The organism is Alloalcanivorax xenomutans (assembly GCF_900217905.1).
Taxonomy (GTDB): domain Bacteria; phylum Pseudomonadota; class Gammaproteobacteria; order Pseudomonadales; family Alcanivoracaceae; genus Alloalcanivorax; species Alloalcanivorax xenomutans.
Genome location: NZ_OBMO01000027.1, coordinates 1 through 26,438, shown reverse-complemented (window position 1 = coordinate 26,438; position 26,438 = coordinate 1). Strand labels below are relative to the sequence as shown.

Annotated in this window: 31 protein-coding genes; 17 read left to right on the top strand and 14 right to left on the bottom strand. The window is 62.8% G+C overall.

Annotated elements, in window-relative coordinates; translation table 11 throughout:
* Positions 1 to 8: 8 nt before the first annotated feature.
* A complete protein-coding gene (polA, locus tag CRO06_RS18110; RefSeq protein ID WP_097059071.1) occupies positions 9 to 2,774 on the bottom strand; it encodes a DNA polymerase I in 2,766 nt (921 codons plus the stop codon).
* Between the two features lie 254 nt (positions 2,775 to 3,028).
* The gene (locus CRO06_RS18105; RefSeq protein ID WP_097059070.1) at positions 3,029 to 4,060 is read right to left on the bottom strand and encodes an alpha/beta hydrolase; all 1,032 of its coding nucleotides are present in this window, start codon (positions 4,058 to 4,060) and stop codon (positions 3,029 to 3,031) included.
* Positions 4,061 to 4,222: 162 nt separating this feature from the next.
* On the opposite strand from CRO06_RS18105, the gene CRO06_RS18100 reads away from it, so the two are divergent.
* The gene (locus CRO06_RS18100) at positions 4,223 to 5,140 is read left to right on the top strand and encodes a homoserine kinase (protein ID WP_097059069.1); all 918 of its coding nucleotides are present in this window, start codon (positions 4,223 to 4,225) and stop codon (positions 5,138 to 5,140) included.
* A gap of 22 nt (positions 5,141 to 5,162) precedes the next feature.
* Here CRO06_RS18100 and CRO06_RS18095 read toward each other — a convergent pair whose 3' ends face one another.
* Together CRO06_RS18095 and CRO06_RS18090 are read right to left on the bottom strand one after the other, a co-directional pair.
* A complete protein-coding gene (locus CRO06_RS18095; protein ID WP_097059068.1) occupies positions 5,163 to 6,290 on the bottom strand; it encodes a cellulase-like family protein in 1,128 nt (375 codons plus the stop codon).
* Between the two features lie 78 nt (positions 6,291 to 6,368).
* Positions 6,369 to 7,253 carry a metal ABC transporter substrate-binding protein gene (locus tag CRO06_RS18090; protein ID WP_026948756.1) on the bottom strand — a complete coding sequence of 295 codons (885 nt, stop codon included), beginning with the start codon at positions 7,251 to 7,253 and terminating at the stop codon, positions 6,369 to 6,371.
* A gap of 97 nt (positions 7,254 to 7,350) precedes the next feature.
* On the opposite strand from CRO06_RS18090, the gene znuC reads away from it, so the two are divergent.
* The 7 genes from znuC (at position 7,351) to CRO06_RS18055 (ending at position 12,881) form a co-directional block, all read left to right on the top strand.
* The gene (gene znuC, locus CRO06_RS18085) at positions 7,351 to 8,130 is read left to right on the top strand and encodes a zinc ABC transporter ATP-binding protein ZnuC (RefSeq protein WP_063141456.1); all 780 of its coding nucleotides are present in this window, start codon (positions 7,351 to 7,353) and stop codon (positions 8,128 to 8,130) included.
* Positions 8,123 to 8,908 (top strand): zinc ABC transporter permease subunit ZnuB, encoded by a 786-nt coding sequence (gene znuB, locus CRO06_RS18080; protein ID WP_055100334.1) that lies wholly within the window; start codon positions 8,123 to 8,125, stop codon positions 8,906 to 8,908. Before znuC ends, znuB begins: the two co-directional genes overlap by 8 nt.
* 1 nt (position 8,909) lies before the next feature.
* Positions 8,910 to 10,211, top strand: a complete 1,302-nt coding sequence (locus CRO06_RS18075) for an MATE family efflux transporter (RefSeq protein ID WP_097059067.1) — start codon at positions 8,910 to 8,912, stop codon at positions 10,209 to 10,211.
* A gap of 231 nt (positions 10,212 to 10,442) precedes the next feature.
* The gene (locus CRO06_RS18070; RefSeq protein ID WP_082439278.1) at positions 10,443 to 10,862 is read left to right on the top strand and encodes a GFA family protein; all 420 of its coding nucleotides are present in this window, start codon (positions 10,443 to 10,445) and stop codon (positions 10,860 to 10,862) included.
* A gap of 177 nt (positions 10,863 to 11,039) precedes the next feature.
* The gene (locus CRO06_RS18065; protein ID WP_022997287.1) at positions 11,040 to 11,735 is read left to right on the top strand and encodes a DJ-1/PfpI family protein; all 696 of its coding nucleotides are present in this window, start codon (positions 11,040 to 11,042) and stop codon (positions 11,733 to 11,735) included.
* A 98-nt stretch (positions 11,736 to 11,833) separates the two neighbouring features.
* The gene (locus tag CRO06_RS18060; protein WP_026948761.1) at positions 11,834 to 12,418 is read left to right on the top strand and encodes an O-methyltransferase; all 585 of its coding nucleotides are present in this window, start codon (positions 11,834 to 11,836) and stop codon (positions 12,416 to 12,418) included.
* Positions 12,419 to 12,443: 25 nt separating this feature from the next.
* Complete coding sequence (locus CRO06_RS18055) at positions 12,444 to 12,881, top strand: VOC family protein (protein ID WP_097059066.1); 438 nt, start codon at positions 12,444 to 12,446, stop codon at positions 12,879 to 12,881.
* Between the two features lie 142 nt (positions 12,882 to 13,023).
* On the opposite strand, the gene CRO06_RS18050 is transcribed toward CRO06_RS18055, so the two are convergent.
* Positions 13,024 to 13,623, bottom strand: coding sequence for a cysteine hydrolase family protein (locus CRO06_RS18050; RefSeq protein WP_097059084.1), 600 nt, complete (start codon positions 13,621 to 13,623; stop codon positions 13,024 to 13,026).
* Between the two features lie 109 nt (positions 13,624 to 13,732).
* Here CRO06_RS18050 and CRO06_RS18045 point away from each other — a divergent pair, with 109 nt between their 5' ends.
* Complete coding sequence (locus CRO06_RS18045) at positions 13,733 to 14,587, top strand: LysR family transcriptional regulator (protein WP_179746652.1); 855 nt, start codon at positions 13,733 to 13,735, stop codon at positions 14,585 to 14,587.
* Here CRO06_RS18045 and CRO06_RS18040 read toward each other — a convergent pair.
* The 7 genes from CRO06_RS18040 to rd all read right to left on the bottom strand — a co-directional run bounded on the left by CRO06_RS18040 (position 14,563) and on the right by rd (position 19,042).
* A complete protein-coding gene (locus CRO06_RS18040; RefSeq protein ID WP_022997292.1) occupies positions 14,563 to 15,141 on the bottom strand; it encodes a DUF7822 domain-containing protein in 579 nt (192 codons plus the stop codon). The genes CRO06_RS18045 and CRO06_RS18040 overlap by 25 nt on opposite strands.
* A gap of 80 nt (positions 15,142 to 15,221) precedes the next feature.
* Positions 15,222 to 15,635: a VOC family protein gene (locus CRO06_RS18035; protein ID WP_080531779.1), complete on the bottom strand. Its 414-nt coding sequence runs from the start codon at positions 15,633 to 15,635 to the stop codon at positions 15,222 to 15,224.
* A gap of 81 nt (positions 15,636 to 15,716) precedes the next feature.
* Positions 15,717 to 16,538, bottom strand: a complete 822-nt coding sequence (locus CRO06_RS18030) for an AraC family transcriptional regulator (protein WP_097059064.1) — start codon at positions 16,536 to 16,538, stop codon at positions 15,717 to 15,719.
* Positions 16,539 to 16,732: 194 nt separating this feature from the next.
* Complete coding sequence (locus tag CRO06_RS18025; RefSeq protein ID WP_022997293.1) at positions 16,733 to 17,149, bottom strand: VOC family protein; 417 nt, start codon at positions 17,147 to 17,149, stop codon at positions 16,733 to 16,735.
* Between the two features lie 116 nt (positions 17,150 to 17,265).
* Positions 17,266 to 17,646, bottom strand: a complete 381-nt coding sequence (locus CRO06_RS18020; RefSeq protein ID WP_014996658.1) for a hypothetical protein — start codon at positions 17,644 to 17,646, stop codon at positions 17,266 to 17,268.
* A 29-nt stretch (positions 17,647 to 17,675) separates the two neighbouring features.
* Positions 17,676 to 18,824 (bottom strand): NAD(P)/FAD-dependent oxidoreductase, encoded by a 1,149-nt coding sequence (locus CRO06_RS18015; protein ID WP_097059063.1) that lies wholly within the window; start codon positions 18,822 to 18,824, stop codon positions 17,676 to 17,678.
* A gap of 53 nt (positions 18,825 to 18,877) precedes the next feature.
* Positions 18,878 to 19,042: a rubredoxin gene (gene rd, locus CRO06_RS18010; RefSeq protein WP_022997295.1), complete on the bottom strand. Its 165-nt coding sequence runs from the start codon at positions 19,040 to 19,042 to the stop codon at positions 18,878 to 18,880.
* Positions 19,043 to 19,289: 247 nt separating this feature from the next.
* Between rd and CRO06_RS18005 the strand changes: the two genes are divergently transcribed.
* The 4 genes from CRO06_RS18005 to phoR all read left to right on the top strand — a co-directional run bounded on the left by CRO06_RS18005 (position 19,290) and on the right by phoR (position 22,923).
* Entirely contained in the window at positions 19,290 to 19,811 is a 522-nt protein-coding gene (locus tag CRO06_RS18005) for a chorismate--pyruvate lyase family protein (protein WP_022997296.1), read from the top strand.
* An 11-nt stretch (positions 19,812 to 19,822) separates the two neighbouring features.
* Positions 19,823 to 20,695 (top strand): 4-hydroxybenzoate octaprenyltransferase, encoded by an 873-nt coding sequence (gene ubiA, locus CRO06_RS18000; protein ID WP_022997297.1) that lies wholly within the window; start codon positions 19,823 to 19,825, stop codon positions 20,693 to 20,695.
* 136 nt (positions 20,696 to 20,831) lie between these two features.
* Positions 20,832 to 21,536 (top strand): phosphate regulon transcriptional regulator PhoB, encoded by a 705-nt coding sequence (gene phoB / locus CRO06_RS17995; RefSeq protein WP_022997298.1) that lies wholly within the window; start codon positions 20,832 to 20,834, stop codon positions 21,534 to 21,536.
* A 76-nt stretch (positions 21,537 to 21,612) separates the two neighbouring features.
* Entirely contained in the window at positions 21,613 to 22,923 is a 1,311-nt protein-coding gene (gene phoR, locus CRO06_RS17990) for a phosphate regulon sensor histidine kinase PhoR (RefSeq protein WP_055100324.1), read from the top strand.
* Between the two features lie 68 nt (positions 22,924 to 22,991).
* Here phoR and CRO06_RS17985 read toward each other — a convergent pair whose 3' ends face one another.
* Together CRO06_RS17985 and CRO06_RS17980 are read right to left on the bottom strand one after the other, a co-directional pair.
* Positions 22,992 to 23,198, bottom strand: coding sequence for a SlyX family protein (locus CRO06_RS17985; protein WP_022997300.1), 207 nt, complete (start codon positions 23,196 to 23,198; stop codon positions 22,992 to 22,994).
* Positions 23,199 to 23,224: 26 nt separating this feature from the next.
* The gene (locus tag CRO06_RS17980) at positions 23,225 to 23,812 is read right to left on the bottom strand and encodes a TetR/AcrR family transcriptional regulator (protein WP_022997301.1); all 588 of its coding nucleotides are present in this window, start codon (positions 23,810 to 23,812) and stop codon (positions 23,225 to 23,227) included.
* A gap of 83 nt (positions 23,813 to 23,895) precedes the next feature.
* Between CRO06_RS17980 and CRO06_RS17975 the strand changes: the two genes are divergently transcribed.
* From CRO06_RS17975 to CRO06_RS17960, 4 genes are all read left to right on the top strand, one after another.
* Positions 23,896 to 24,255, top strand: a complete 360-nt coding sequence (locus CRO06_RS17975) for a DUF2306 domain-containing protein (protein WP_022997302.1) — start codon at positions 23,896 to 23,898, stop codon at positions 24,253 to 24,255.
* A 328-nt stretch (positions 24,256 to 24,583) separates the two neighbouring features.
* Positions 24,584 to 25,132, top strand: coding sequence for a TMEM165/GDT1 family protein (locus tag CRO06_RS17970; protein ID WP_080531783.1), 549 nt, complete (start codon positions 24,584 to 24,586; stop codon positions 25,130 to 25,132).
* Between the two features lie 19 nt (positions 25,133 to 25,151).
* Entirely contained in the window at positions 25,152 to 25,691 is a 540-nt protein-coding gene (locus CRO06_RS17965) for a YaeQ family protein (protein WP_097059062.1), read from the top strand.
* 99 nt (positions 25,692 to 25,790) lie between these two features.
* Entirely contained in the window at positions 25,791 to 26,351 is a 561-nt protein-coding gene (locus CRO06_RS17960) for an HdeD family acid-resistance protein (RefSeq protein ID WP_097059061.1), read from the top strand.
* Positions 26,352 to 26,438 lie beyond the last annotated feature (87 nt).

The window sequence follows — 26,438 nt, the reverse complement described above, 5'->3', positions numbered from 1 at the left end:
TGCGGCGCTCAATGCGCCTCTTCCCAGTTGTCACCGATGCCGGCATCCACGATCAGCGGCACTTTCAGTTCGGCGGCGGCCTCCATGCGCTGGCGCACTTCCTTGACCAGGGATTCCACCTGCTTCTCCGCCACCTCAAAGACCAGTTCATCGTGTACCTGCATGATCATCAGGGCATCAAAGTCCGTGGTGTCGAGCCAGTCGTGGACCTGCACCATGGCCCGTTTGATGATATCGGCGGCGGAGCCCTGCATCGGCGCGTTGATGGCGGTGCGCTCGGCGGCCTGACGGCGCTGGCCATTGCGGCTGTTGATTTCCGGCAGATAAAGGCGGCGCCCGAACAGGGTTTCCACATAGCCCTTGTCGGCGGCGGTGGCGCGGGTGTCATCCATGTAGCGGCGCACGCCCGGGTATTTTTCGAAGTAGCGGTCGATGTATTCCTGTGCTTCGCCGCGCGGTATGCGCAGTTGCTTGGCCAGGCCGAAAGCGCTCATGCCATAGATCAGGCCGAAGTTGATGGCCTTGGCATTACGGCGTTCGTTGTCGCTGACCTCATCCACGGTTTTGCCCCAGACCTCGGCGGCGGTGGCACGGTGAATATCCAGACCTTTCTCGAAGGCGTCCAGCAGGCCCTTGTCCCCACTGAGGTGGGCCATGATCCGCAGCTCGATCTGGGAATAGTCGCAAGCAACGATCTTGCGGGCCCCTTTACCGTCCTCCGGAGGCGCGGAAAACGCCTGGCGAATCTTGCGCCCTTCCTCACTGCGCACCGGAATGTTCTGCAGGTTGGGATCGCTGGAAGACAGCCGCCCGGTGGCCGCCACCGCCTGATGGTAGGAGGTGTGCACCCGGCCAGTGCGTGAGTCGATCAGCTCCGGCAGCTTGTCGGTGTAGGTGTTCTTCAGTTTGGCCACCTCCCGGTAGCCCATGATCACTTCCGGCAGCGGGTATTCCAGTGCCAGTTCCTGCAATACCGCCTCGGCGGTGGAAGGCGCGCCCTTCGGGGTCTTCTTGATTACCGGAATTTCCAGCTTGGTATAGAGGATCTCACCCAACTGCTTGGGCGAGCCCAGATTGAATTTTTGCCCCGCCAGCTCATAGGCTTTCTCTTCCAGCTCCGCCATGCGCTTGGCCAGATACTGGCTTTGGTGCCGTAGTTTGGCGGCGTCCACATAGGCGCCGTTGCGCTCGATACGGCTGAGCACCGGCACCAGCGGCATCTCAATTTCCTTGAATACCCGCTCCAGGGGCTTTTCCTTCTCCAGTCTCGGCCACAGTGCTTCGTGCAGCCGCCAGGTGATGTCCGCGTCCTCGGCGGCGTAAGTGCCGGCTTCCTCCAAGCCAATCTGATTGAAGGTCAGCTGCTTGGCGCCCTTGCCGGCGATCTCCTCGAAACTGATGGTCTTGTGGCCCAGGTATTTGAGCGCCAGAGAATCCATGTCATGGCGGGTGGCGACGGAATCCAGCACATAGGATTCCAGCATGGTGTCGAAGGCCACGCCACGAAGGGTAATCTCCGCGTCCACCGCCAGCACGCTCATGTCGTATTTGAGGTTCTGGCCCACCTTCTTGATGTTGTCGTCTTCCAGGATCGGCTTGAGAGCGGCCAATACCCGTTCCCGGGGAAGTTGATCCGGCGCTCCGGGGTAATCGTGGCCGAATGGAATATAAGCGGCTTCACCCGGCGCCAGCGCCATACTCACGCCAACCAGACGCGCCTGCATGTAATCCAGGCTGGTGGTCTCGGTGTCGAAGGCGAACACCTTGGCTTTACCCAGCTTCTTCACCCAGGCATCCAACCCCGCCTCGTCGACGACAGTGACGTAGCCGTCGCGCTGAATCGCGCCCTGCTCTCCCCCTTCACCCTCAACCGCCGAAGCGCCGGCGGCCGGATCCTCGCCCTCCAGCAGTTCCGCCAGCCATCCCTTGAATTCCAGAGTGCGGTAATGGTGCGTCAGGGCTTCCGTGTCCGGGTCGCCCATTTTCAGGTCTTTGAGCGCTTCCTTGAGCTCACAGTCCACTTTGATGGTGGCCAGCTTATAGGAAAGGAACGCCTGGTCGCGGTGCTCTTCCAGTTTCTTGCCCAGGGTCTTGGCGCCACGCACGGAGAGTTCCGCCACCTTGTCCAGGTTGGCGTAGATCCGTTCCATCGATCCGAGCCCCTGCAACAGGGCCAGAGCGGTTTTCTCACCGACCCCGGGAACGCCAGGGATGTTGTCCACCTTGTCGCCCATCAGCGCCAGGAAGTCGATGATCAACTCCGGGCCGACGCCGAATTTGTTCTTCACCCCATCCACGTCGAGCAGGGTGTCGGTCATGGTGTTGATCAGGGTGACCTTGCCGTTGACCAGCTGCGCCATGTCCTTGTCGCCGGTGGAGATCAGCACGTGCTTGCCCTCGCCGCCGAACTGGCGGGCGAAGGTGCCGATCACGTCATCCGCCTCGACCCCCTCTTCAACGATCAGCGGCAGCCCCATGGCGCGGATCAGATCGTGCAACGGCTGCACTTGCTCGCGCAGTTCGTCCGGCATCGGCGGCCGGTTGGATTTGTACTCCTCGAACAGTTCATCCCGGAATGTCTTGCCCTTTGCGTCGAACACCACCGCCATGTATTCCGGATCGTAGTCCTTGATCAGCTTGCGCAGCATCGACGCCACGCCTCGCACCGCGCCAGTGGGCTGCCCGTTGGAGGTGGTCAGCGGCGGCAAGGCATGGAAAGCGCGGTAAAGATAGGAAGAACCGTCGACAAGAATGATCGGTTTGGACTCGGCCATGGGGGTCCCTGGGTCACTGTGAGGAAAGGCCACAGTGTAACGCGAAGGCTCGGGCCCAATCGACCGGAGAAGTCCGCCGGGGTGGCGCCACCGGCTGGCGAAGGGCTCTGTCTCCCAACGCCACAACGATTCGATTGCAGGCAAGCTGCCACAGCGGCTTCGTAGCGCAACCTGTGGGAGCCAGCCTGCTGGCGAATTCCGGACCTTGAAGCTCCCACAAAAAACCATGAAACCTCTGTTGGACCGGCATCGGCTCAGAGACGCTCGCGGATCCGCCGGCAGATGGCGTCCACCGCCTTGCGCGCGGCAGGAATGGCGCCGCCCATGGTGATGAAGCCGTGTACCAGCTCCGGATAGTCCAGATTCACCACGGTGACCCCGGCGGCCTTGAGTCTTTCGCCATAGGCCAGGCCTTCGTCGCGCAGCGGATCGGTGGCGGTCACCAGGATGGTTTCCGGCTGCCCCTCCAGATCCGGGTTGCGCAGCGGTGAGATGCGAATATCGTCCAGCAGGCTGTCATCAGGCAGGTACTGCTGGTGGAACCAGGCGATCATGTCCCGGTCCAGTCCACCTTGACCGGCTCCCAAGGTCTCCGCCGACTCGAAATTCGTCTCGCCGTCGGTTTTCGGATAAACCGCCACCACCAGTTTCGGCTTGGCAAGCCCTTCCAGCGCGGCCTGTTGCGCGGTGACGATACTCAGATTGCCGCCGGCGCTGTCGCCCATCACTGCGAGCCTCTGGTCATCCAATCCCAGCTTGTCAGCCTGCGCCAGAACCCATCGCCAAGCGGCCACCACGTCATCCGCGGCGGTGGGGGCCACATGCTCCGGCGCTAGCCGGTAGTCCACATTGAGGATCACCGCGCCGGTGCGGTTGGCCAGATAACGGCACAACCGGTCGTATTCCACGGCGGAACCAATGGTAAAACCGCCGCCGTGGAAATAAACGATGGCCGGGGCCGGAATCGGCGCCGCCACCGGACGGTACAAACGCACCAGGATATCGCCGCCGGCCACCGGCACGCGCAAATCACTGACCTGGGCTACCGTTTCCTGGCCGACATCGAGCATGTCGATCATCTGCGCATAAAGAGCACGCCCCTTGGGTAGCGGCAGTTGATGAAACCCCTTGCGGCTGTCGCCGAGCGCCAGCAACAAGCGCAGGCGCGGATCCAGGCGGCCACGGTCGACCTTTTCCACCAGACCGGCCAGACGCCCGAGAGCGCTACCGGGGAGTTTCATCAGGGTGCGGACGGTGTGCCGCTCCAGGGTGTGTTGTAACGCCATGTCTTCTCCTTGCTGAGGAGATTTGTAAAATATTTTTTACAAATCGTGCCCGGGAAATGCGAGAGTTATACCATCGGTCAATGTAAACGGCTCGGTCATCCCCGGCCGTTTTTCGGGTGCCCTCTCCCCCGGTGGATGCCCTGTGTTTCAAGGAAGACGTTCATGTCCGTCTACACGCCCGTGTCCCAACGCCGCATCGCCGAGGTGCTGGCGCATTACAACCTGGAGCTGGTATCGGCCACCGCCGCCAGCCACGGCATTGAAAACAGTACTTTCCTGATCGAAGCCCGCCAGTACGATGGCGCCACCCGGGAGGTGGTGCTGACCGTGTTCGAACAGTTCGACGAGGACGAGCTGGCACCCTACATCAAGGTGGTGTCCGACCTCGCGCTGGCACGCCTGCCGGTGGCGCCGGCGCTGGCGGACGGCAAGGGGCGCACTGTTCACGAGGTGGAGGGCAAGCCGGCGGTATTGATGCCGCGCCTGCGCGGCGAGCATTGTCTGACCCCGCAGGTGGAACACTGCCGCCAGATCGGCCATGTGCTGTCGCAATTGCATCAGGCACCGATCGACGACCTGGGGCGCCTGCCCAATGAACGGGAACGGCTGGCCCGCTTCATGGAACAGTCCACGCGGCTCCCGGACGCCGCCGCCCATCAGGCCGCCCAGATCCTGAAACGCTGGAAAAAGACGCCCCCCACCGGAGTACTGGTCCATGCCGACCTGTTCCGCGACAACGTGCTGTTCGACGGCGATCACCTGAGTGGCGTGCTGGACTTCTACAACGCCTGCGCGGAACGCCCGGAATACGACTTGGCGGTGGCGCTGAACGACTGGTGCGTGGCCGCCGACGGCCGGCCGGTTCCACGCCGCGAAGCGGCGTTATTGGTCGGTTACCGTGAAGGCGGGGGGCATTACGACGAGGAAGTGCTGGCACTGGCTCTGGCGGTGGCGGCGCTGCGTTTCTGGCTGTCCCGGCTGGCCGGGCCGGTGTCCGCCGATGCCGAGGGGCAAGGCAGCAAGGATCCGGCGGAATTCGCCCGTATTTTCGGTTACCGCTTCAACGCGCTCAGTCTTTGATCCCTCATTGAGATGGGCGGCGCTACCCGCCAGCGCGGATGCGCCGGTTCAGTTGCTCCAGCCAATCCTGCTCCCGCCATAACCAGGGCGTCTGCGGCCGCGCCAGACTGGTCGGCGTCATTACCGACACCCCGGCGGTGAGCGCCTGATCCACGGTGGATTCGATGAACGCCGCCCAGCCCCGGGGCAGCGATGAAGGCGGCCGGGATACCTGCAAGTAGCCGTCGCCCAGGACCGGCTCCATGCGCCGTAGACGGGCGAACGCCAACCGCCGGTTCAACTGATCGTGCAGGCGCCGCAACCACTGCTCGCCAGTGGCCTCCATCAGCAGTTGCCGCACCGGCGGTGCCAGCATGCGGCCAAGCCGGCCAGGCACCGGCAGACGCTCGCCGCTGGCCAGGCGAAAACGGGGATCGTCGTCGAGCCACAGCGCCAACTCCAGGAAGTCCAGTTCTCCGGTGTCCATCTGCCGCAGGTATTCGCTCTGTCCGGCACCGCAACTGACTCCGAAACGCACGCCAGGGAACAGCGCCCGCAGCGTCCTCGGCACTTCCACCAAGTAGGCCTCCAAGGACCGCTCCTGGCGCTCGCTCCAATGCCGTGGCAGCGGCCGTTCCGGCGAACGGCCAAACACCCGGCGGATCAACCCGTGGGCCGCCGGCGGCTGGGGGAACTGGTGGCAGAAATCCACCGCCACCACCCGGTCCAGCAAGTCCCATTCCCGAATCAGAGCCAGCGTTTGCGCCCAGACATCAACGAAATCCTCCGGTCGTCGCACGAAAGAGCGGCGGGCACGGGAGTCCGGCAGGAAATGGCTGTGCAACCACAGCGACAGGCCACGGTCGGCGGCGCCCTGCAGCAGCCGCCTCACATTGCGGCGAATGCGGATGGTGGCCTTGCTGGCGGCAAGGTCTCGGCGCGGGTCGGCGGGCACATCCAGCTCACAGCGGTCCATATGGACACCGCGCGCCGGCGCCGCCAGCAGATGGGGGAAGGGATCCAGGCGCAGAGCATTGAAACCGCGAGCCACCGTCTCATCCAGCACACGGTCCAGAGACCGGTACTCACGCGCCAGCGGCCAAGCATAATCCCAGCACGCCAGGGCGAGGCGCTCGCTCTCCTTACCTGCTGACGGTCCCTGCTCACCCATCCGCTCTGCTCTTATTCAAACAAGCGCATCAGCATACCGGTTTCGGCGCCGCGCTCAATGGCCCCGGGCGGGCCAATATTACCGTCCCGCTTGCAAACAGGTGACGAAGGCGGGGGTGACCACCTGTTCCAGCCAGTCGCTGTAACCGCTGTCCGTGTGGTCCCGGCCCAACGGGTCCAGCCTGATCTGGTCACAATCCGGGCACAACCGCTTCACCAGTTGCCCCTGGGCTTCCGGCTCCAACAGAGCACACCGCATATTGCTTTTGTTGATCCGCGCCGCCAACGTGACGAAGCGGCGGCTGCTCGGCCCCGCGCCCAGTTGCTCGCTGATCACCAGCGGGTCGGCCAGGCCGAAGTGATGTTGAAAATAAGCGTAAGGATGATGGTAGGTCAGCCAGGCCTGCTGTCGCAGCGGTGCAAGACGCGCGGCGATGGCCTGCTCGGAGGCTTCCACGGCGGCGATGAAGCGGCCCGGTTCCATCGCCGGCAAGGGCACCCGGTCCTGCTCCGCCAATGCTCGCGCCAGTACCACCATGTTGGCGGGCGCCAGCCACAAATGCGGATCAATCTGGCTGTGCGAATGACCGGCGTGATCCCCAGCATGATCGTGACCGGCGCTGCCATCACGCACTTCGGCGCCCGGCAGGTCCGCCAGGGCCAGGTTGGGACCGGAACGGCGCCGGATCAGCGCCGCCACTGGTGGCTCGGCGTCCTCGCCAAGCCACACCACCAGATCCGCGTCCCTGACCGCCAGAGCCTGGCGTGGCGACAACGACAGATGGTGCGGATTCTGATTCGGCGCCAGCAGCGTGACCACCTCGGCCTGGTCGCCATACAGTTGCCGCAACGCCATGGCCAGCGGCTCGACACTGGCGACGATGGTGGCGGAAGATGATGGCGAGGCCGGAAGCGAAACCGGCAACCCCGCCAGCAATAGCAGAATCAACAAGAAACAGCGCATGGGGCATCCCCGAAAACAGCAAACCCGGACGCCAATGAGAGCGCCTCGGAACAAGTGAAATAGTATATCATCACGGCTTTTGAGAATGGGCCTGTTTATGGACACGGCATTGGTGCAACTGGATGACGTTTCCCTCTCCTTCGGCGCGGAGCCGGTGCTGGAGCGGGTATCCCTGACCCTGAATCCAGCCGGCATCACCACCCTGATCGGCCCCAACGGCGCCGGCAAGAGTACCCTGGCCCGTGTCGTGCTGGGCCTGCAGGCGCCGGACCAGGGCCGCGTCTGGCGCCGTCCGGGCTTGCGCATCGGCTACATGCCCCAGCATCTGCAGGTGGACGAGAGCCTGCCGCTCACCGTCGACCGTTTTCTCTGGCTGGCCGCACCGGGCCGCACCCGCCACCGCCGTGAAGCCCTGGCCCGCACCGGGGTCTCCCACTTACGCCGCCGGGCCGTGCGGCGGCTCTCCGGCGGTGAATTGCAACGGGTGCTGCTGGCCCGTGCACTGCTGCGCAAACCGGACCTGTTGGTGCTGGACGAACCGGCCCAGGGCGTGGACGTGGCCGGCCAGGACGCCCTCTATGGCCTGCTCAGCGAAGTGCGTGAAAGTACCGGCTGCGGCATCCTGCTGATCTCCCATGATCTGCATCTGGTGATGGCGCGCACCGATCAGGTGGTGTGCCTGCAACATCACGTGTGCTGCTCCGGCACCCCGGAATCAGTGAGCCGGGACCCGGCCTACCACGAGCTGTTCGGGCCCCGCGCCGGCACCCCCAATCTGGCGCTCTACACCCACGACCACGATCACGCCCACGATCTGCACGGCCATGTGCATGATGACCCTGATCACCATGACCACGGGGAGCACCACCATGATTGAGTTGTTGCTGCCCTCGCTGCTGGCCGGCCTGGCGGTGGCGCTGGTCTCCGGCCCCATGGGCGCGTTCGTGGTGTGGCGGCGGATGGCGTTCTTCGGCGACACCCTGGCCCACGGCGCCCTGCTCGGCGCCGCCCTGGCCCTGGCCCTGGATGTGAACCTGTATCTGGCGGTAGTGGTGGCCTGCCTCTCCATCGCCCTGGCCCTGACCGGCCTGCAACAGCAAAGACAGATCACCGGCGACACCCTGCTCGGCATCGTCGCTCACACGACCCTGGCTCTCGGGGTGATCAGCCTGAGCGTGCAACAAAGTGTGCAAGTGGACCTGATGGCCTATCTGTTCGGCGACCTGCTGGCGGTGACCTGGAACGACGTGCTCGCGCTGTGGGCCGGAGCGGCACTGATCATCGCCCTGGTGGTCTGGCAATGGCGCGCCCTGCTGAGCATCACCGTGAACGAAGAGCTGGCCCAGGTCGAAGGCGTGCCCGTCGCCTTCACCCGCCTGCTGTTGATGCTGCTACTGGCACTACTGATCGCCGGTGCCATCCGTACCGTGGGAGTGCTGTTGATCACCTCCCTGCTGGTGATCCCCGCCGCCGGCGCCCGGCGCCTGTCCAGCACTCCGGAACAGATGGCCATGCGCGCCAGCGTGCTCGGGCTGCTGTCGGTGACCCTGGGCATGACGATGAGCTGGTACGCGGACACGCCGGTGGGACCGTCCATCGTGGTGGCCGCCGCGGCTCTGTTTGTCCTCACGCTACTGCGCCGGCCGCCGTCCTGACATGAACCGCGACACCAACCTGGACCGGCGCATCTGGGCACTGGCCTGGCCCCTGCTGTTATCCAACGCCACCGCCCCCTTGCTGGGCCTGGTGGACACCGCCGTGGTTGGCCATCTGTCGTCGCCCGTGTTTCTGGCGGCGGTGGCGCTCGGCGGCAACGTGTTCATGTTCCTCTACTTTTCTTTCAATTTCCTGCGCATGGGCACCACCGGCTTCACCTCCCAGGCGCGCGGCGCCGGCGACAACACCCTGGTGGTACTGCTACGGGCCTTGCTCCTTTCCTTTGCTATTGGCGTTGCCCTGATCCTGCTGCAGCCGGCATTGCGAGAACTGTCGCTGTGGCTGCTCGGCGGCAGCGACGAGGTGCAGGCGCTGGCCAGGGACTACATCAACCTGCGTATTCTTGGCGCCCCGGCGGCACTGGCCAACTTCGCCCTGATCGGCTTCGCCATCGGCATCCACAACACCCGCGTGCCGCTGAAAATGACGCTGCTGATGCACAGCAGCAATGCTCTGCTGGATGTGTTGCTGGTGCAGGTTTGGCACTTCGATGTGCGCGGCGTGGCCGCGGCCAGCGCCGCGGCGGAGTACATCGGCCTCGCCGGCGGCCTGTTCTGGCTGCGCCGGCATATCTTCGGCGACGCCTGGCGGACCCTGCCGAGACACCTGCTGCTGCAGGCGGCGCCGATGATCCGGCTGATGGCGGTGAACCGGGATATCTTCCTGCGCACCGTGGCGTTGCTCACCGTGTTCTTCTTTTTCGCCGCCCAGGGCGCCCGCCTCGGCGACAGCATCCTCGCCGCCAACGCCGTACTCATCACCTTTCTGCTGCTATTGAGCAACACCCTGGACGGCTTCGCCAACGCCGCCGAAGCCCTGGTGGGCGACGCCCTGGGGCGGGGCCGCGCCACGGAGCTTCACCAGGCGGTACACCGCACCGGCCTGTGGACACTGATCGTCGCGGTGATCGCCCTGATCGGCTTCGCCCTCGGCGGCGTGCCACTGATCCACCTGCTTAGCGATCTGCCCGCCATCCGCGACACCGCCACCCATTACCTGCCCTGGATGCTGCTGCTCCCCCTCACCGCCAGCGCCGGCTTCTGGCTGGACGGCGTCTTCGTCGGCGCCACCCTGGCCCGGGAAATGCGCAACACCATGCTGGTGGCCACGCTGCTGTTCTTCCCGGTATGGTGGCTCACCCGCCCGCTGGACAACCACGGCCTGTGGCTGGCGATGAATCTTTGGATGGCCAGCCGGGGGTTGTTGATGGCCTGGGTTTGGCGGCGGCGGGGCTTCGTATAGCCCCTTGCTCTGTGGGAAGCCAGCTCGCTGGCGAATACAGCCTCAATAGAACTGAACCACTTCTTCCAACCAGAAGAATTTAGCCCCACTCCATTTATGAAGCAGCCACAGAACACGGACAGACCTTGCCTTTTGTCCACCACCTGGCTTTACAGTAATGGCAAAATACGAGACCCGATCCCATGATGCATGCTTCATTAAATTATCCGCCAAGTGCTAAAGGATTGATTGATGCAAGGTGAGTGCCTCTGTGGAAGCGTGAAATTCGAAATTGATGGGGAGATACGGAATCTCTATCAATGTCACTGTTCACTGTGCCGCAAAGCCACAGGGGCTGCCGCCAACGCGGCTACGCTTGTGCCAAGCAGCAGTTTTCGTTGGATCTCTGGTCAAAGCGGGATAAGGTCTTACCAAAAGCCAAGCGGATTCCGGTGCGACTTTTGTTCAGTGTGTGGAAGCCCGGTACCCAACAGCTTGCGGGGTACCGAAATGATTTGGGTCCCAGCCGGTTTACTTACTGGATTGGCGGCATCAAGGGTTGCGGTCCATCTTCACACCGCATCCGCCGCGCCGTGGGCGCAAGAATCCACCGAGTGCGTTTGGTTGGAGGGTGGTCCCGGAAGCCTGGAATCACTCAACAAATTGTTGTAGTCCGTTCCGGGCGTGAGCAGAAGCTTGGGGTCAGGTCTTGCTTTCTTCCTCACCAACTCCCTCATGCACGACAAGTGACTACATTGATGGCAAAAGGCAGGACCTGACTCCAATATACTCGTGCCCCAAGGTGTTGACGCCACTGCAACCACAAGCCCAGATAAAGGAAGCCATACTATGAGCAGGAAACTGGCCGCCAAAATCCTATTGATTTCCTTGGTTCTTTTCTCATCGCCTTTGATAGCCGCAGAAAAGCACATCGGAATTTTGGTTTACGACAAAGTATTGAGTAGTGATGTGACCGCTCCAGCCGAGGTCTTTGGTGTTGCCACACGGAAATCCTGGTTCTCGGATTATAAGGTGTTATTAATCGGTGTAGATCGAGATGCGACCGTCGTGACCACCGAGGAAGGCATACGCCTCACGGTCGACACAACGATCTATGACAACCCCAATCTGGATGCGCTTATCGTGACCAGCTCCTATGTCATGGATAGCCTTTTTGAGAACAAGGATTTAACAGCATTCCTCAAAAAGCAGGCCGAAAATGTTTCCTGGCTGGCGAGCAACTGCTCTGGCGCTTTTTTGTATGCTCATGCGGGCTTGCTGGATGGTTACACTGCGACCACCTGGGCTGGTGGTGAAAAGCAGCTACAGCGTGAATTTCCCAAAATCAATGTGATCGAGGATCGCAATGTTGTCGTTGATCGCAACAGAATCTCCAGCAATGGTGGGGTTCCGTCCTATCAGGGTGCTCTGGTCCTGTTAGCCCAGATGAGTAGCGAAAGGAAGGCAAAGCAGGTATTCGAAACAATCCAGTTAAATCGCCTCATACCCTGGAAAGAGGTGACCCGATACTTTCCTGAAAAATAAGCGCAAGCAATATACAGCATCGCTTGTTGCCGATGAGCCTGATGACGCTTGTCATGACTGGCATGATCATCTTTCTTTTCCTTTTTCGAGTCTAGGACATGACACCAACGCTCAATACCTTGCTCACAGGACTTGAACAAAGGGGTAAAGATAATGATGCCCGGGTCAGCGAGCGCCGCCGGAAGTACTTGAACATCACCCGTGATACCGGCGAGTTCCTCGCGGTGCTGGTCAAGGCGATCCGGGCCGGGCGGGTGCTGGAGATTGGCACCTCCAACGGTTACTCCACTCTGTGGCTGGCTTCGTCATTGAACAACGGCGGCCGGGTGGTAACGGTGGAGTTCGATAACGACAAGATTGGTGAAGCCAAGGCAAATTTTCAGCGCGCGGGTCTTGTTGATCGCATTGAGCAGATCAAGGGCGACGCCGTCACTTACCTTCGGGGCAATACCGCGACCTTTGATCTGGTCTTTCTCGATGCCGATCGGAGCCAGTATCTGGACGTCGCCGACCGTATCATGGAAGCAGTGAAACCCGGTGGCGTTCTGGTTTGCGACAACGCCCTGTCTCATGCGGCGGAGATGGCCGACTTCATCGCTCATCTTCAACAGCACCCCCGATTTACTACCTGTCTGGTACCTGTGGGCAAGGGTGAATTTGTCGCCTATAAATCCTGCCTATGAGCACGCGGGACGCCAAGGAGGCAGTATGACCGTCAAGCGTATGGACAACGTGGGCATCGTGGTCGAAGACATCGATGCCGCCATTGAGTTCTTTAGCGAACTCGGCCTCGAACTCGAGGGCCGCGCGCCTGTCGAGGGAAGCTGGGCCGATGACGTTACCGGATTGCGCGGCATGCGCGTCGAGATTGCCATGATGCGCACGCCGGATGGCCACAGCCGGCTCGAACTCTCCCGGTTCCTGGCACCGCCCGTGGTCGCCGATCACCGCACCGCGCCGGTGAACGCTCTCGGCTATCTGCGCGTGATGTTCACCGTGGAGGATATTGACGACACGCTCGCCCGACTCGACAAACGCGGTGCGAAACTTGTCGGCACGGTGGCGCAATTCGAAGACACGTACCGCCTCTGCTACATCCAGGGTCCGGAAGGAATCCTGATCGGGCTCGCCCAGGAGCTTGGGTAGCCGATTCGCTCTCGAGGCAGCTTCCCACAAGGGCAACGAAGTCGCTGGCTTGCTAGCAAATAAATCATGGAAGAATTCGCCAGCAGGCGGAGGGCCGCCCCGGCTGGCTCCCACGGTAGCTTTGTCGCAAACAACGGCGTTACTAAACCTCTTCCACCGTCGCCAGCACCGGCACGAACACATCCGACATCGCCGCCAGGGCCGCGTTGTGCAGTTGTTCGGCCGGAACCACGCCGGTGCCATAGGTGGCGGGCAGATCGCGGGTGGCGCAGGCGGCGGCGACCACCGCCATGTCGAAGCCCAGGTCGTAGCCGGCCCGCACGGTGGAGGAAACACACATGTGGGTCATGAAGCCGACCACCAGGACCGGGCCCTCCACGTCGCGCAGATGCTGTTCCAGGTCCGTGCCAGAGAAGGCGTTGGGGCGCGGTTTGATCACCACGGCCTCGCCTGCCTCGGGTTGGGCGCGTTGCAGGAAGGCGCCACCACCGGCCGGGTCGAAGGGGCTGCCGGCGGGGCCTTCGTGGGCCACGTGGATCACTGGCCAATCCATTTTCTTGGCTCTTTCGCGCAGCCTTTCGATCTCAGTCAGGGCAGCATCGAGACCGGTGAGCGGCAAGGCGCCGCTGCCATAAACTTCCTGGGCATCGATGATCACCACCGCCGCCTTGCCACGTTGCGGGGTTTGCCAGGCCGATGCTCCGGCCAGGGTTCTCAGGGTTACCGGCTTGTCGTTACTCATATCGCGTGCTCCCGTGTCAGCGCATGAATTCAAGGAGGGCTCATGGTGGCCTGCGCATTCGCCTGATCCAAGCTGGTATTTTGCGAGCATTACCTGCAAAAATGCAGGCATGAAAGATTGGGATGATTTCCGTTTTCTGCTGGCCCTGAGCCGCTCCGGTACTCTGCGCGAAGCGGCGCGCCGTCTTGGGGTGAACGAGACCACCATGGCCCGCCGCCTCGCCGCCGTGGAAGGCCGTCAGGGCACCACTTTGTTTCTGCGGGGGCGGGACGGCCTGCAGCCAACGCCCACGGGCGAGCGGCTGGCGCGTGCGGCGGAGCGCATGGAGCAGGCATTGCTGCGGACCAATCCGGATCACGGCCAGGGGACGGTATCGGGGCTGGTACGGCTGACCTCGGTGGCCTGGATCGTGGAGGCGCTGCTGGCGCCCCGTCTGATTGATCTGCATCGGCGCCACCCGGCGCTGACCATGGAGCTGGCGGCGTCCAATACCACCGTCAGCCTGTCCCGCCGGGACGCGGATCTGGCGCTGCGTCTGGCCCGCCCCCGGGAAGAGCATCTGGTGGCCCGGCGTCTGGGCGCCCTCGGGCTGACGCTGGCCAGCTCGGTGCGGGGCTCCGCCCAGGGCTGGATCGCCTACCATCGCGGCTGGGACGATCTGCCGGAGATCCAGGCCATGGCCGGCGTGTTCCGGGATCCGCCGGTGGCACGCATTGCGGGCCTCACGGGCATTCAGGCGGCGGTGCGTTCGGGGCTTGGCATGGCGATGCTGCCGGATCCAATGATCGACGCCGACCCCGGCCTGGTGGCGGCACAGCCAACCATAAGGGTGAGTCGGCCTCTGTGGGTGGTGCTGCACGAGGATTTGCGCGAACGCCCGGCGATCCGGGCCTGCCTGGATTGGCTGGAAGAGGTGGTACGGGAGGCCGGCTGGACCGATCAGTCCTCGCTGAAATCGAAGTAGAGCACGTTGGACCAGTTGCCCAGCCCCAACTCATGGAGCGGCGCCAGCGGGTTCGCCGGTTGCAGGTTCAGCATCCGCGCCAGGGGGCCGGGAGCCGAGGGTTTGACCTGATTGAGGTGGCGCAAGGTGCGTTCCATTTCCTGGTCCAGATCCGCCAGACTCCCGAACAGGTCCCGGTTCTGCTGGGCCAGTGGCGTCTCGTCCAGGTCGAAGATCTCGGCGCACTCCAGCACAATGTGATCGGCGCGATTCTCCGGCGCATTCAGGAAGGCTTCCGCCTCTTGCACCAGTTCCGCTGCCTCGGGCCAGTCGATGCGCGCCAGGAAGTCACACAGGCGCCTTACGCCCTTGTCGTAATCCCCCGCCAGCGCCACGTCGTCGTCCAGTTCCCAGATCATGGAGGGGCAGATCACGGTATCGGCGGACACCAGCAGCCGGTAGCTGAGCGGAATCGCGTACCCCCATTCGGACAACCCCCGGACCACGGGTTTGGGCTGATCCGGCGTCCGCGCGGGAACCCGGTCGGTCGCGTAAAGATAGCTTCGGTTCGCCATGAGATGCCGCCTGCGCTGCTTTCGAATGAGCCGCCTATGGTGGCCCTACGGTGCAACGCCGACAACCGGGGCGCACCGATTCAGTGATCGCCGGCCCAGGGATCGTAGCTTCCGATATTCCAGAAATGGCCTTGTGGGTCGCGGCAGGAAAAATTCTCGCCACCGTAATCCGGCGCCGTCAGTTCGATGACGATTTCGCCGCCGTTGGCTTTGACTTTTTCGTGGACGTCGCGCGGATCCGCCACCACCACATAGGGCGACTGGGTCTCTTTGCCGCCGGTCTCGCCGGGCTGCAGGATATTGCAGCCGTATTCGTTCTCGCGGGCAGTGCCCAGCATCACCATGCCGGCGCCCAATACCAGCTGGGCATGCAGCACGTCGCCATTGTCGTCGCGATAAACCGCCTGCTCACGGAAGCCAAAGGTGTCACACAACCAGCGAATGGCGGCATCGGCGTCACGGTAACTGAGACAGGGAATGATGGTCGAACTCATGGTGCTCTCCTGGTCGGTCGGTGCCGATATTCTGGCGCGGCCGATAACACCGGTATTGTAAATAGTTGACCTGAGCGCCGCTCAATCCAGCAATGGCAGATGAAAGATATCCGGCCGCGACCAGCGCCGGTAATGGCCTGGCGTAATTCCGGCCAGGTCACGGAAGTCCCGATTGAAATGGGCCTGGTCGTAATAGCCACAGACCAGCGCCACCTGGTCCAGATCCAGCGGCGGCAGGTGACGCAGCAGCTCAAGGCTGTGATGGAAGCGCAGCAGCCTCGCGTATTGTTTGGGCGTCACGCCGACAGTGTCGTGGAAACAGCGAATCAGGTGCCGCTGGCTGATACCGCAATGCTCAGCCAGGGAACCGGTGGCACGCAGCCCGGGTTCCCGGACCATCAGGGCCAGAGCGCCATTGGCGGTCACCGAAGTCCGTGGCGGGGGTCGTAACCAGCGCCGCAATGCCTGCTCCATCAACAGGAAACACCGCCGGGGTGAGTCCGCCTCCCACAGCGCCATCTGAAGATCCATCGCCGGTGCCCCGAGGGCGTCATCCAATGGCACATGGACATTGCGAAATTCAGGCGCCGCGCAACCCAATATCGGCGGCACACCACCGGGACGGAACACCACACCCATGATGTGCGCTTGCTCGGCGGTATCGATGACCATGTAGCCGTCGTGCACACCGCTGATCAAGGGCCCGCGGAATCGGCTGACACGGGTGATGTCGGTGGGGTCGTAGACGCGCAGATCGGCGTCATCCAGGTTGAAGATGAGTTGCATCTTGCCGCGCGGCAGCACTCGTTCGAGATGGTACTCAGGCGCCGTGAAACGCACCCACCATATCTGTTCGATGTGCTCGGAAAGGGGTGCGCCGGGAGAGTGGAAATAGGCTTCCATACCCGCTCGACCCGGTCAGGACGAGCGCCGCCGTATACCGGCGGGCTCCGGGGCGGCGGGCGGCTGTCCCAGCAATGGCGGAATGGACCAAACGCAACGAATGCTCATGGAGCTTCCCGGTCGGTTGAATAACTCAGAGGCGCATCGCCTGGGCCAATCTTAACCCGCTGCCCCGTTTCCGGCGCAAGCCGTCATTATTCTTCCCAATCCGGATTCCAGGCGACCTCCCAGAGGTGGCCATCCGGATCCTGGAAGTAGCCGCAATAGCCGCCCCAGAACGCTTTTTCCGCGATCTTGGTTACGTGGGCACCGGCCTCCTCGGCCTGCCGCATAACCTCGTCCACTTCCTCCGGCGAGCCCACATTATGGGCCAGAGTAAAGCCTCCGGCCGAGGCGGGTACCAACGGGACGCCCGCTCCCTTGGCCAGGGCCGGGCGAGGATACAGCGCCAGCACCAGGCCACCGTCGAGATGGAAAAACACCACCGCGCCGTCCTCGAATTCGGTGCCAACGATGCCCTCGGTGGGCAAACCAAGGCCGTCGCGATAAAACCTAAGGGAACGATGCAGGTCATCCACGCCCAGGGTGATGACTTTTATGTTCGGCTTCATCCGTCTTCTCCAAAACAGGGGAACAGGGACCCGTGAGCTTGGCTCAACGTCGCCCGGATGTCTTGAATAAATCGGACAAAAGCCGCCCCGCCAGGGCGCCGGTGTTATTCAGGGAATCAGCGTTTCTTTTTCCCGGGCATGATGAATTTCATCAGGGTCATGAACCACATCAGCTGGCCCGGGTCCCCTTCCACCTTGATATCGCCGGCCTGCATGCCTTCCATGAACGCCATCTGGTTCTTGCCGGAGGCACGCAGGGTGCGGAACGCGTAATCCGCGTCGCGGAAATTCAGGGTGATGGTGGGCGCGCCGTGCAAACCGGCGCCGTGTTTTACACCTTGCGGTGTGAAGTGATACCAGCGGGCCACCCGGCCATCGAAGGTACGCCATTGCATCAGCACATCGCGGTGCTCCAATTGCTGGCGAAAACCCTCATTGTGGCGGCCCAGCCAGCGCAATCGCCAGCCGAGCAGCATCAAGATGAAACGAAACTTCATTACGCGCTCCCGGCCAGCGGCCGGCCCGGTCAGGGCATCAGGGCCGGCAGTTCCTTGTTGAGTTTGAGCTTTTCCTTCACCGCCTCACCGGTGAGGGCGTAGCCCAGCAGTGTGCCGTCGGCGCCGCGGAACAGGGCGGTGACATCATTTTCCTGCTGCGTCACTTCCCACTCGCCTTCACTATCCGCCGGCGGCGGGCAGACCACCACCGGGCAAGCCGGAGTCTTGATGGTCACCGGCATGACGCCGTAACTCACCGCGGTCTCCTCGCCTGCCAGGGTTTTGGCCAGGGCGCGGGCGCTGGCCATCAGCGGCAGCACATAGGGCAGAACATGGCCTTCCACTTCCGCGCAATCGCCCAGGGCGTAGATGTCCTCGGCGCTGGTGCGCAGGGTGCGATCGGTGAGGATGCCCCGGTTGGTGCGCAGACCGGCTTCCTTGGCCATGTCGATGCGCGGACGCAAGCCGATGGCGGACAGCACCACGTCGGATTCCACCCGGGTACCATCGGACAGTTCGGTAATCAGAGTGCCATCATCACCGTGGTGTACCGCCTGTGCCAGGGGACCGAAATGGAAACGCACGCCCAGGGCCTCAAGTCCCCGGCCCACCGCCTCGGAAGCCGCCGGCGGCAACAACAGTGGCAGGCAGCGCCCCATCGGTTCCACCAGGGCCACTTCAAAGCCGCCGTTGCTCAGATCGTTGGCGAATTCACAGCCGATCAGACCACCACCGAGAATCGTCACGCGGCGCTTGCCTTGCAGGGCTTCGCGGAAGCGGCCGTAGTCCATCAGGTCATTGACCGAGAACACCTCGCCCACCGCGTCACCTTCCAACGGCGGCGTCCAGGTATCCGCCCCCAGCGCCAGCACCAGTTTGCTGTAATCCAGGTGATCGTCCGGCAGCAGCACCCGGTGCCCGTCGGCATCGATACCGGCCACATGAACGTGGGTCCGCACCGTGACGTTGAACTGCTCGGCCACCTGTTCCGGTGAGGCCATGGCCAGTTCATCGGCGGTTTTTTCCTTGGTGAAACCGGTGGACAGCATCGGCTTGGAGTAACTGCGGCCGTCGTCGGCGGTCAGCACCACCAGCGGCGTTTCCTTATCCAGCTTGCGGAATTCCTTGACCACGTTGAATCCGGCCAGACCGGATCCGATCACTACGATGGGCTTCATTGGCGCTCCTTATGTGGTGCCAGGGTGGTGCCAGGGACGGGAATGGCGGCCGCTCAGATTTCCACCATCTCGAAATCTTCCTTACCGACGCCGCAGTCCGGACATACCCAGTCGTCGGGGATATCTTCCCACTTGGTGCCGGGCTCGATGCCCTCCTCGGGGAGCCCTTCCGCTTCGTCATAGATGAAGCCGCACACCACACATTCCCATTTCTTCATGTCATACCTCGTTGATCAATATCCCGGACAGCGCCAGGGGCCGGAAACCAGGGGCCCGCTAACGTAGCCACGCCGTCCTGAAAAATCAATGACACCAGCGGATGTCACCATGGCAGCCGGGCCGATGACCTCACCATGACCGGCCCCGCCATGGCCGACGACCCTGCCAGATTCGTGCCGCTCTCTTGCCCCTCGCGCCACCTTGCGCCATAGTCCACGCCGCCGGTCGAGAGCGGAGTGTCACACTATGCCAAATTCACCTCTGGACGCCGACCCGAAATGGCGTCCACTGGATCGTCTTACCGTACCACCGCTCATCCGCGACTGGCTCGGTGACCCCGGATCCCTCACCGCCCGCCTGCGCCGCCACGGCACTTTTCACGTCCGCCACAACCGCTCCCTGGTGACGGTCCCCGTGCCTTTCGAACGCGAGCAGTTACACCAGAGCGGGCGCCGTATCGCGCTGATCCGGGAAGTCACGCTGATGCTGTGCGACACTCCGGTGGTGGAAGCCCGCAGCGTCCTGCCGCTGCTCAGTCTGCGCTGGGCCAACCGCAATCTGGCGCATATGGGTGGCCGTTCGCTGGGCAGTGAGTTATACCGTTACCCCGAGGCGCACCGGGATCAGGTGTGGGTCCGTTATGGCCTGTCGCCGGCCGGCCGAGGGCCGTGCTGGGGGCGTCAGACCCGTTTCGTGAAAAGGGGCAGACCGCTGCTGGTGGCGGAGTACTTTCTGCCCGCGCTCTGGTCCCTGGTGGGGGAACAATAGAAGGAACAACCATGCTGGCTTTCGTGGAACACCGTTATCCCTCGCTGTGGCCCTGGATTCAGTTGATGCGCCTGGACCGGCCGATCGGCAGCATGTTGTTGATGTGGCCTACCCTGTGGGCGCTGTGGATCGCCGCCGATGGCACGCCGAGCCTGAAGAACATTGTTATCTTCGTGCTCGGGGTATTCGTGATGCGCGCCGCCGGCTGCGTGATCAATGACTTCGCCGACCGTAATTTCGACGGCTCGGTGGAGCGCACCCGGGGCCGCCCGCTGGCCACCGGCGCCCTGAGCGCCAAACAGGCTCTGGGCCTATTCGTGGGCCTGCTGTTCATCGCCCTGATCCTGGTGTTGTTCCTGAACCGCTTCACCTTCTGGCTGGCGTTCGGTGGACTGGGGCTGGCCATTCTTTATCCGTTCACCAAACGCTTCACCAATCTGCCTCAGGTGGTGCTGGGCGCGGCCTTCAGCTGGGCCATTCCCATGGCGTTCGGCGCCGAAACCGCCAGCGTGCCGCCGATCGCCTGGCTGCTGTTCATCATCAACCTGCTGTGGACGGTGGCCTACGACACCGAGTACGCCATGTGCGACCGCGAGGATGACCTCAAGATCGGGATCAAGAGCACCGCCATTCTGTTCGGGGATCTGGACAAGGTGATCATCGGCATTCTCCAGGGTCTGGTGCTGGCCGGGCTGGTGCTGGTGGGGCTGCGCCTGGGCTTCGGCCTGCCCTGGTATCTGGGCCTGCTGGGCGCCCTCGTCCTGTTCGTTCATCAACAATGGCGTATCCGCTACCGGGAACGCTGGCCCTGTTTCCACGCCTTTCTTAACAACCATTGGGTGGGTGCCTGCGTTTTCGTCGGTCTGTTTCTGCAATATTTGTGACTCCCCGGAAACGCCGCCGCCCGGCGTAATGCCGCGACCGGCGGCGAAAAGGTTGGCAAATCTGTCATCAAGATGTCATAAAAAAGCCATCTAATGAGGCTCCCCACATCCGGGCGGGAAAGCGGAAGACCGAACTATGTCAAAAAATCGCATCCTCATTGTCGATGACGAGCCGGCCATCCGGGAGATGGTGTCCGTGGCTCTCGAACTGGCCGATTTCGACGTGCTCGAAGCCGAAAGCGCCCAGCAGGCCCACGAACGCATCGTTGACGAACGGCCGGACCTGGTCTTGCTGGACTGGATGCTGCCCTCGGTAAGCGGTATCGAACTGGCTCGTCGCCTGAAACGGGACGACAACACCAGCGAAGTGCCAATCATCATGCTCACCGCCAAAAGTGAGGAAGATAACAAGATCCAGGGATTGGACGTGGGCGCCGACGATTATGTCACCAAGCCGTTCTCCACCCGCGAGCTGATCGCGCGCATCCGCGCGGTATTGCGCCGCTCCTCCGCCGCCGCCGGTGAAAAGGAAATCGATGTCCAGGGTCTGTGCCTGGATCCGGTCAGCCACCGCATCAGCGCTCACGGGGTGCCGGTGGACATGGGACCCACCGAATACCGTCTGCTCGAGTTCTTCATGAGCCACCAGGAACGGGCCTACTCCCGCACCCAGTTGCTGGATCAGGTCTGGGGCGCCAATGTGTACGTGGAGGACCGTACCATCGATGTGCACATCCGCCGTCTGCGCAAGGCCTTGGCGCCTCACGGCTTTGATGGTTTCATTCAGACCGTGCGGGGCACCGGTTATCGCTTTTCGGTAAAATCCGCCCAGGTGTCCTGATACACCTCTGATACGGATCGCACCGGCCGAAACGGGCCTCCCCCTCCGCAACGGCCCCGAGAGGAAGCAACGGCCAATGAAAAGCAGTCTGGCCAAGGAAGTAAACCGCATCATTGTTCTTATCGCCCTGTCGCTGGTCGCGGCCCTGGCGATACAGAACATATGGCCGCTGGTGGTGGGTCTGCTCGGCTACATTGTCTGGAGCACCCGCCAGCTGTTCGCCCTCTACACCTGGCTGATCCGCGAGGAACACACCGAACCGCCGGACAGCGTGGGACTGTGGGGAGAGTTCTATACCCGGTTGGAACACCTTTTTCAGCAGGAGCGGCGCGCTCAGGAGAACCTGCAGGGCATCATTCTTCGCGCCCAGCAATCGGTGAATGCGCTGGAAGACGCGGTGGTGCTGATCGACAGCCACGGCTACCTGGAATACTGGAACCACGCCGCGCACCGGTTGATGGGCCTGAACGAGGAAAAGGATCTCGGCCAGCCGCTCACCAACCTGATCCGCCACCCCCGCTTCACCGAATACCTGTCCCGCGGCGACTTTCGTGAACCGCTGGAAATCCCCGGGCCGGTGGACGACAACCGTATCCTGCAATTCCGTATCACCGAGTTCGGCGTCGGTGACCAGTTGATCCTGGCCCGCGATGTCACCCGGCTGCATCACTTGGAGGAGATGCGCAAGGATTTCGTCGCCAACGTCAGCCATGAGCTGAAAACGCCGCTGACCGTACTCAAGGGCTATCTGGAGACCCTGCAGGACACCGTGCCGGAGGAGCAGGCCCGGCTACGCCGGGCGCTGTCGCAGATGGCCAGCCAGTCCCAACGCATGGAAGCCCTGGTGCATGACTTGCTGCTGCTGTCGCGGCTGGAAAGCACCAATACCGACAATACCCACCAAGCGGTGACCGTGCATGGCATGCTCAAGCGTATGCGTGAGAGCGCCCTGGCACTGGCGCCGGACAAGCATCACGAGATCGTCCTGGAGGTACCGGAAACCGCCCGGCTGGTGGCCAACCCGGCGGAGCTGGAAAGCGCCTTCGGCAACCTGATCACCAATGCCGTGAAGTACACACCGGAAGGCGGCCATATCCTGATCCGCTGGTGGCAGGACGACAAAGGCGCCCACTTTTCCGTCTCCGACGACGGTATCGGCATCGATCCGAAACATATTCCGCGCCTGACTGAACGCTTCTACCGACCCGACACCAGCCGGGTGACCCAGACCGGGGGTACCGGTTTGGGACTGGCCATCGTCAAGCACGTGCTGATCCGTCACGGAGCAAGGCTGGAGATTCGCAGCGAATTGGGCAAGGGCAGTGTCTTTACCTGCCATTTCCCGCCGGAACGGCTGGTGAGCAAACCCACAGCGCTGGCGCAGTAGCGCCCAGGCCAAAGGCATTCGCTATTCACTGCCAAGCGGAGCGCCGCCCGGGCAGCGAATGCCTTGCCTCAATAATGCGGCGGCGGCGCGTCCTGGATGCGCAGCGCGGTGACCTCCTCGTTCAGTTCCACCACCCGCTCCACCAGACGCTGGCACACCTTTTCCAGCTCATCCAGGGAACGCTGCTGACCACTGACGATACGGTTCAACTCATTCACCAGATCTTCCTGGTAAGCCAGCTTGGTTTCGATATCGAGAAAACGATCGTCGCTCATGAGTATCTCCGGTTAGCGGGCGGCCATTATAGCGGTCCATCCACCGCGTCCGTCAGTGCCTGTTCCGCCACCGCCAGCGGCGACTCCGCCCGCCACCCGAACTGGCCGTCCAGCATCAGATGGCTGAGCCCGTGCACCAGACCCCAGGTCCTCAGCGTGGCGCCTTCCACGCCAGCGGCCTCTTCATCCAGGCCGTGCGCCGCGGCCACGGCGGAACGCAGTGCCCGGAAAGAGGCCGCGGCCACCCGTGTCAGTTCTTCATCCCCCTGACGGTTGAGCGTGGGGCCAAACATCAGACGAAACAGCGCCGGGTGCCGCCAGGCGAAACGGAGATAGGCCAGCCCGGCTTCCCGCAATCCCTGGCCGGGGTCGGCGCCGCGCACGGCTTCCCCTTGCCCCTCCTGCAAACGCCGGAAGCCCTCCGCCGCCAACGCCGCCAAGAGCGCGTTCTTATTGGCGAAATGGCGATAGGTGGCATTGGCGGTCACCCCGACCCGGCGCGCCAACTGGCGCAGGCTGATATCGCCGTCGGCACGCTCCGCTAGCAACGCAATACCCTCCTCGATCAAGGTTTCGCGCAGATTTCCGTGGTGGTAAGCACTCCCTCTCTCCATTTTTCACACCCAATGTTGACACTGTGAACTTTGCCTTTCAGACTAATGTTCACAGCATATACTTTTGCCTGGGAGATAACAGCATGATCACGTTGCACTGGCTTTCAGCCCTGGTGGCCCTGCTTCTTGGCGCCGTGCAGTTGGCGGCCCCCAAGGGCGGCGGCTCCCACCGGGGCCTGGGCTGGGCCTGGATCCTCGCCATGGCCGCCACCGCCCTGTCGTCGTTCTGGATTCACAGCTTCCTGCCCCTTGTCGGTTCGTTCGGCCCCATCCATCTGTTGTCGGTGTGGGTCCTGTTTTGTCTGGTGATGGCGGTGGTGGCCGCGCGCCACCGGCGGATCCGCTCGCACCGGAGATTCACCGTGGGGGCCTATCTGGGTCTGGTGGGCGCCGGCCTCGGCGCCCTGGCCCCCGGCCGCCTGATCAGCGGCTGGTTGTTCTGACCCACCGGGATATTGCCAGCTCCCCCCAAGACGGCTATGGTTAGCGCCGTCTTGGGGGAGTAGTCGCTTGGGCGCCCCGCCCTTGACGGTCATCAACACAGTTGCGCCTCAATGCGCATGGTGGCCGTGTCCTCGGATTGACGAGACCTGAGACATTGTCTGCTGGCAGACCGCGGGGGCGGGATGAGTGGACAGTGTCTCTCGTGTTTGTCGTCCCGCCCCCCGGAGCCCTACCCATGACCCACCCAGCTTCCCGAGGCCGTTCGCGCCTTGAGAACAGGCAGGTCCACGCCATCCGCCTCGCCGTTCACAACGGGGAGACGCGCTGATGGAAGCCTTTCTGTCCTCCACCCTGCTGGTTACCCTGGGGGAAATCGGCGACAAAACGCAGCTGTTGTCCCTGGCGCTGGTCTGCCGCTTTCGCAGGCCCTGGCCGATCCTCGCCGGCGTCATCATCGCCACATTGATCAATCATGGCCTGTCGGTCTGGTTTGGTGACTGGCTCAGCGCTCATATCCCGGAGCAGTGGCTGCGCTGGATCCTCGGTATCGGCTTCATTGGCCTGGGGCTGTGGATGCTGATTCCGGACCAGGACGAGGAAATCAAGGCGGATCCTCGTTTCGGGCCCTTCCTCACTGCTCTGGTGCTGTTCTTCATCGCCGAGATCGGCGACAAGACACAACTGGCCACGGTGGCGCTGGCGGTGCGCTTTCAGGAATTCTGGCCCGTGCTGTTGGGCAGCACTGCCGGTATGATCGCCGCCAACTTGCCGGTGATCTGGGTCGCCCATCGCCTCGCCGGTGAGCGTCTGGAACGCTGGGCTCACCGTATCAGCGCGGTGCTGTTCATCGTTTTCGGAATCTGGGCGCTGCTGTAAACCCCTTGCTGGAGTCGTCATGGCACTGAAAGCCACTATCTACAAAGCCGAACTCACCGTCTCCGACATGGATCGCGACTATTACGCCACCCATGAGCTGACGCTGGCGCTGCACCCTTCGGAAACCGAGTCACGTATGATGCTGAGGCTGATGGCGTTCGCCCTGCATGCCCACGAGGACCTGGCCTTCACCCGTGGCATCTCCAGCACCGAGGAGCCGGACCTGTGGCGGCATAATCCGGACGGCACCCTGGCGCTGTGGATCGAGTTGGGCATGCCGGACGAGAAACGGCTGCGCAAGGCCTGCGGCCTGGCGGAGCAGGTACTGGTCCATTGCTATGGTCCGCGCGCGCCGCGGGTGTGGTGGGAGAGCATGGCCAACAAGGTGCGCCGCTTCGACAACCTCACCGTTCGTCATGTCGCCGCCGACAGCGAAACCGCCCTGGCCGGGCTGGCGCAACGGAGTATGCGCCTGCAGGCCATGATCCAGGACGGGCAGTTGTGGATCGGCGATGACAGCCGCAATGTGGAAGTCGACCGGCCGCAATGGTATCCCTAGGCGCCATGCCGAAGAGCAGCTACCATCAATGACAGGCCCGCACGGAGCGGGCCTTTCGGATTCGCCATCCAATGCTGGTCTGGCAAGGAGACATGCCTCATGACATCCGATCCGGCATCCGTATTGCTCTCGCAACTGGCCCGTCACTGGAAGGGGCTGCTGACTCTCGGCATTGTTTTCGTGGTCCTGGGCACTCTCGGCCTGGGTGCCGTCGGGTTGTTCACCCTGGTCGGCGTGCTGTGGTTCGGGGCCATTCTGATTTTCGGTGGCGTGCTGCAGATCGCGCAGGCGTTTCGCGCTTCCGGCCTGCCACGCAGTTTGTTGTTTCTGGCCATCGGCCTGCTCTACGCCCTGCTCGGCCTGTACGTGGTGTCGCAGCCGCAAGCAGCCGCCGGCGCCCTGACTTTACTGATCGCTCTCGCCTTGGTGCTTACCGGCCTGCTGCGTCTGCTGCTGGCCTGGCAGATGAGCCCGGTGGTCTCACCCTGGCTGCCGGCTCTGACCGGTGTTCTGGGCTTGGTACTGGCCGGGATGATCTTCTCCGAATGGCCGGAATCCAGTGTCTGGGTGATCGGACTGTTCATCGCCATCGAATTGCTGTTGAACGGCTGGATGCTGATCATGGTGGCGCTGACGGTTCGGCGACGCGCCAGCTCCTGACCCTTTCGCCCCCTGTGGGAGCTTGTCCGGGCGGCGGGCCGCTGCAAGCGAATTCGGCTTCTGGCGAAAAGATTCGCTTGCAGGCAA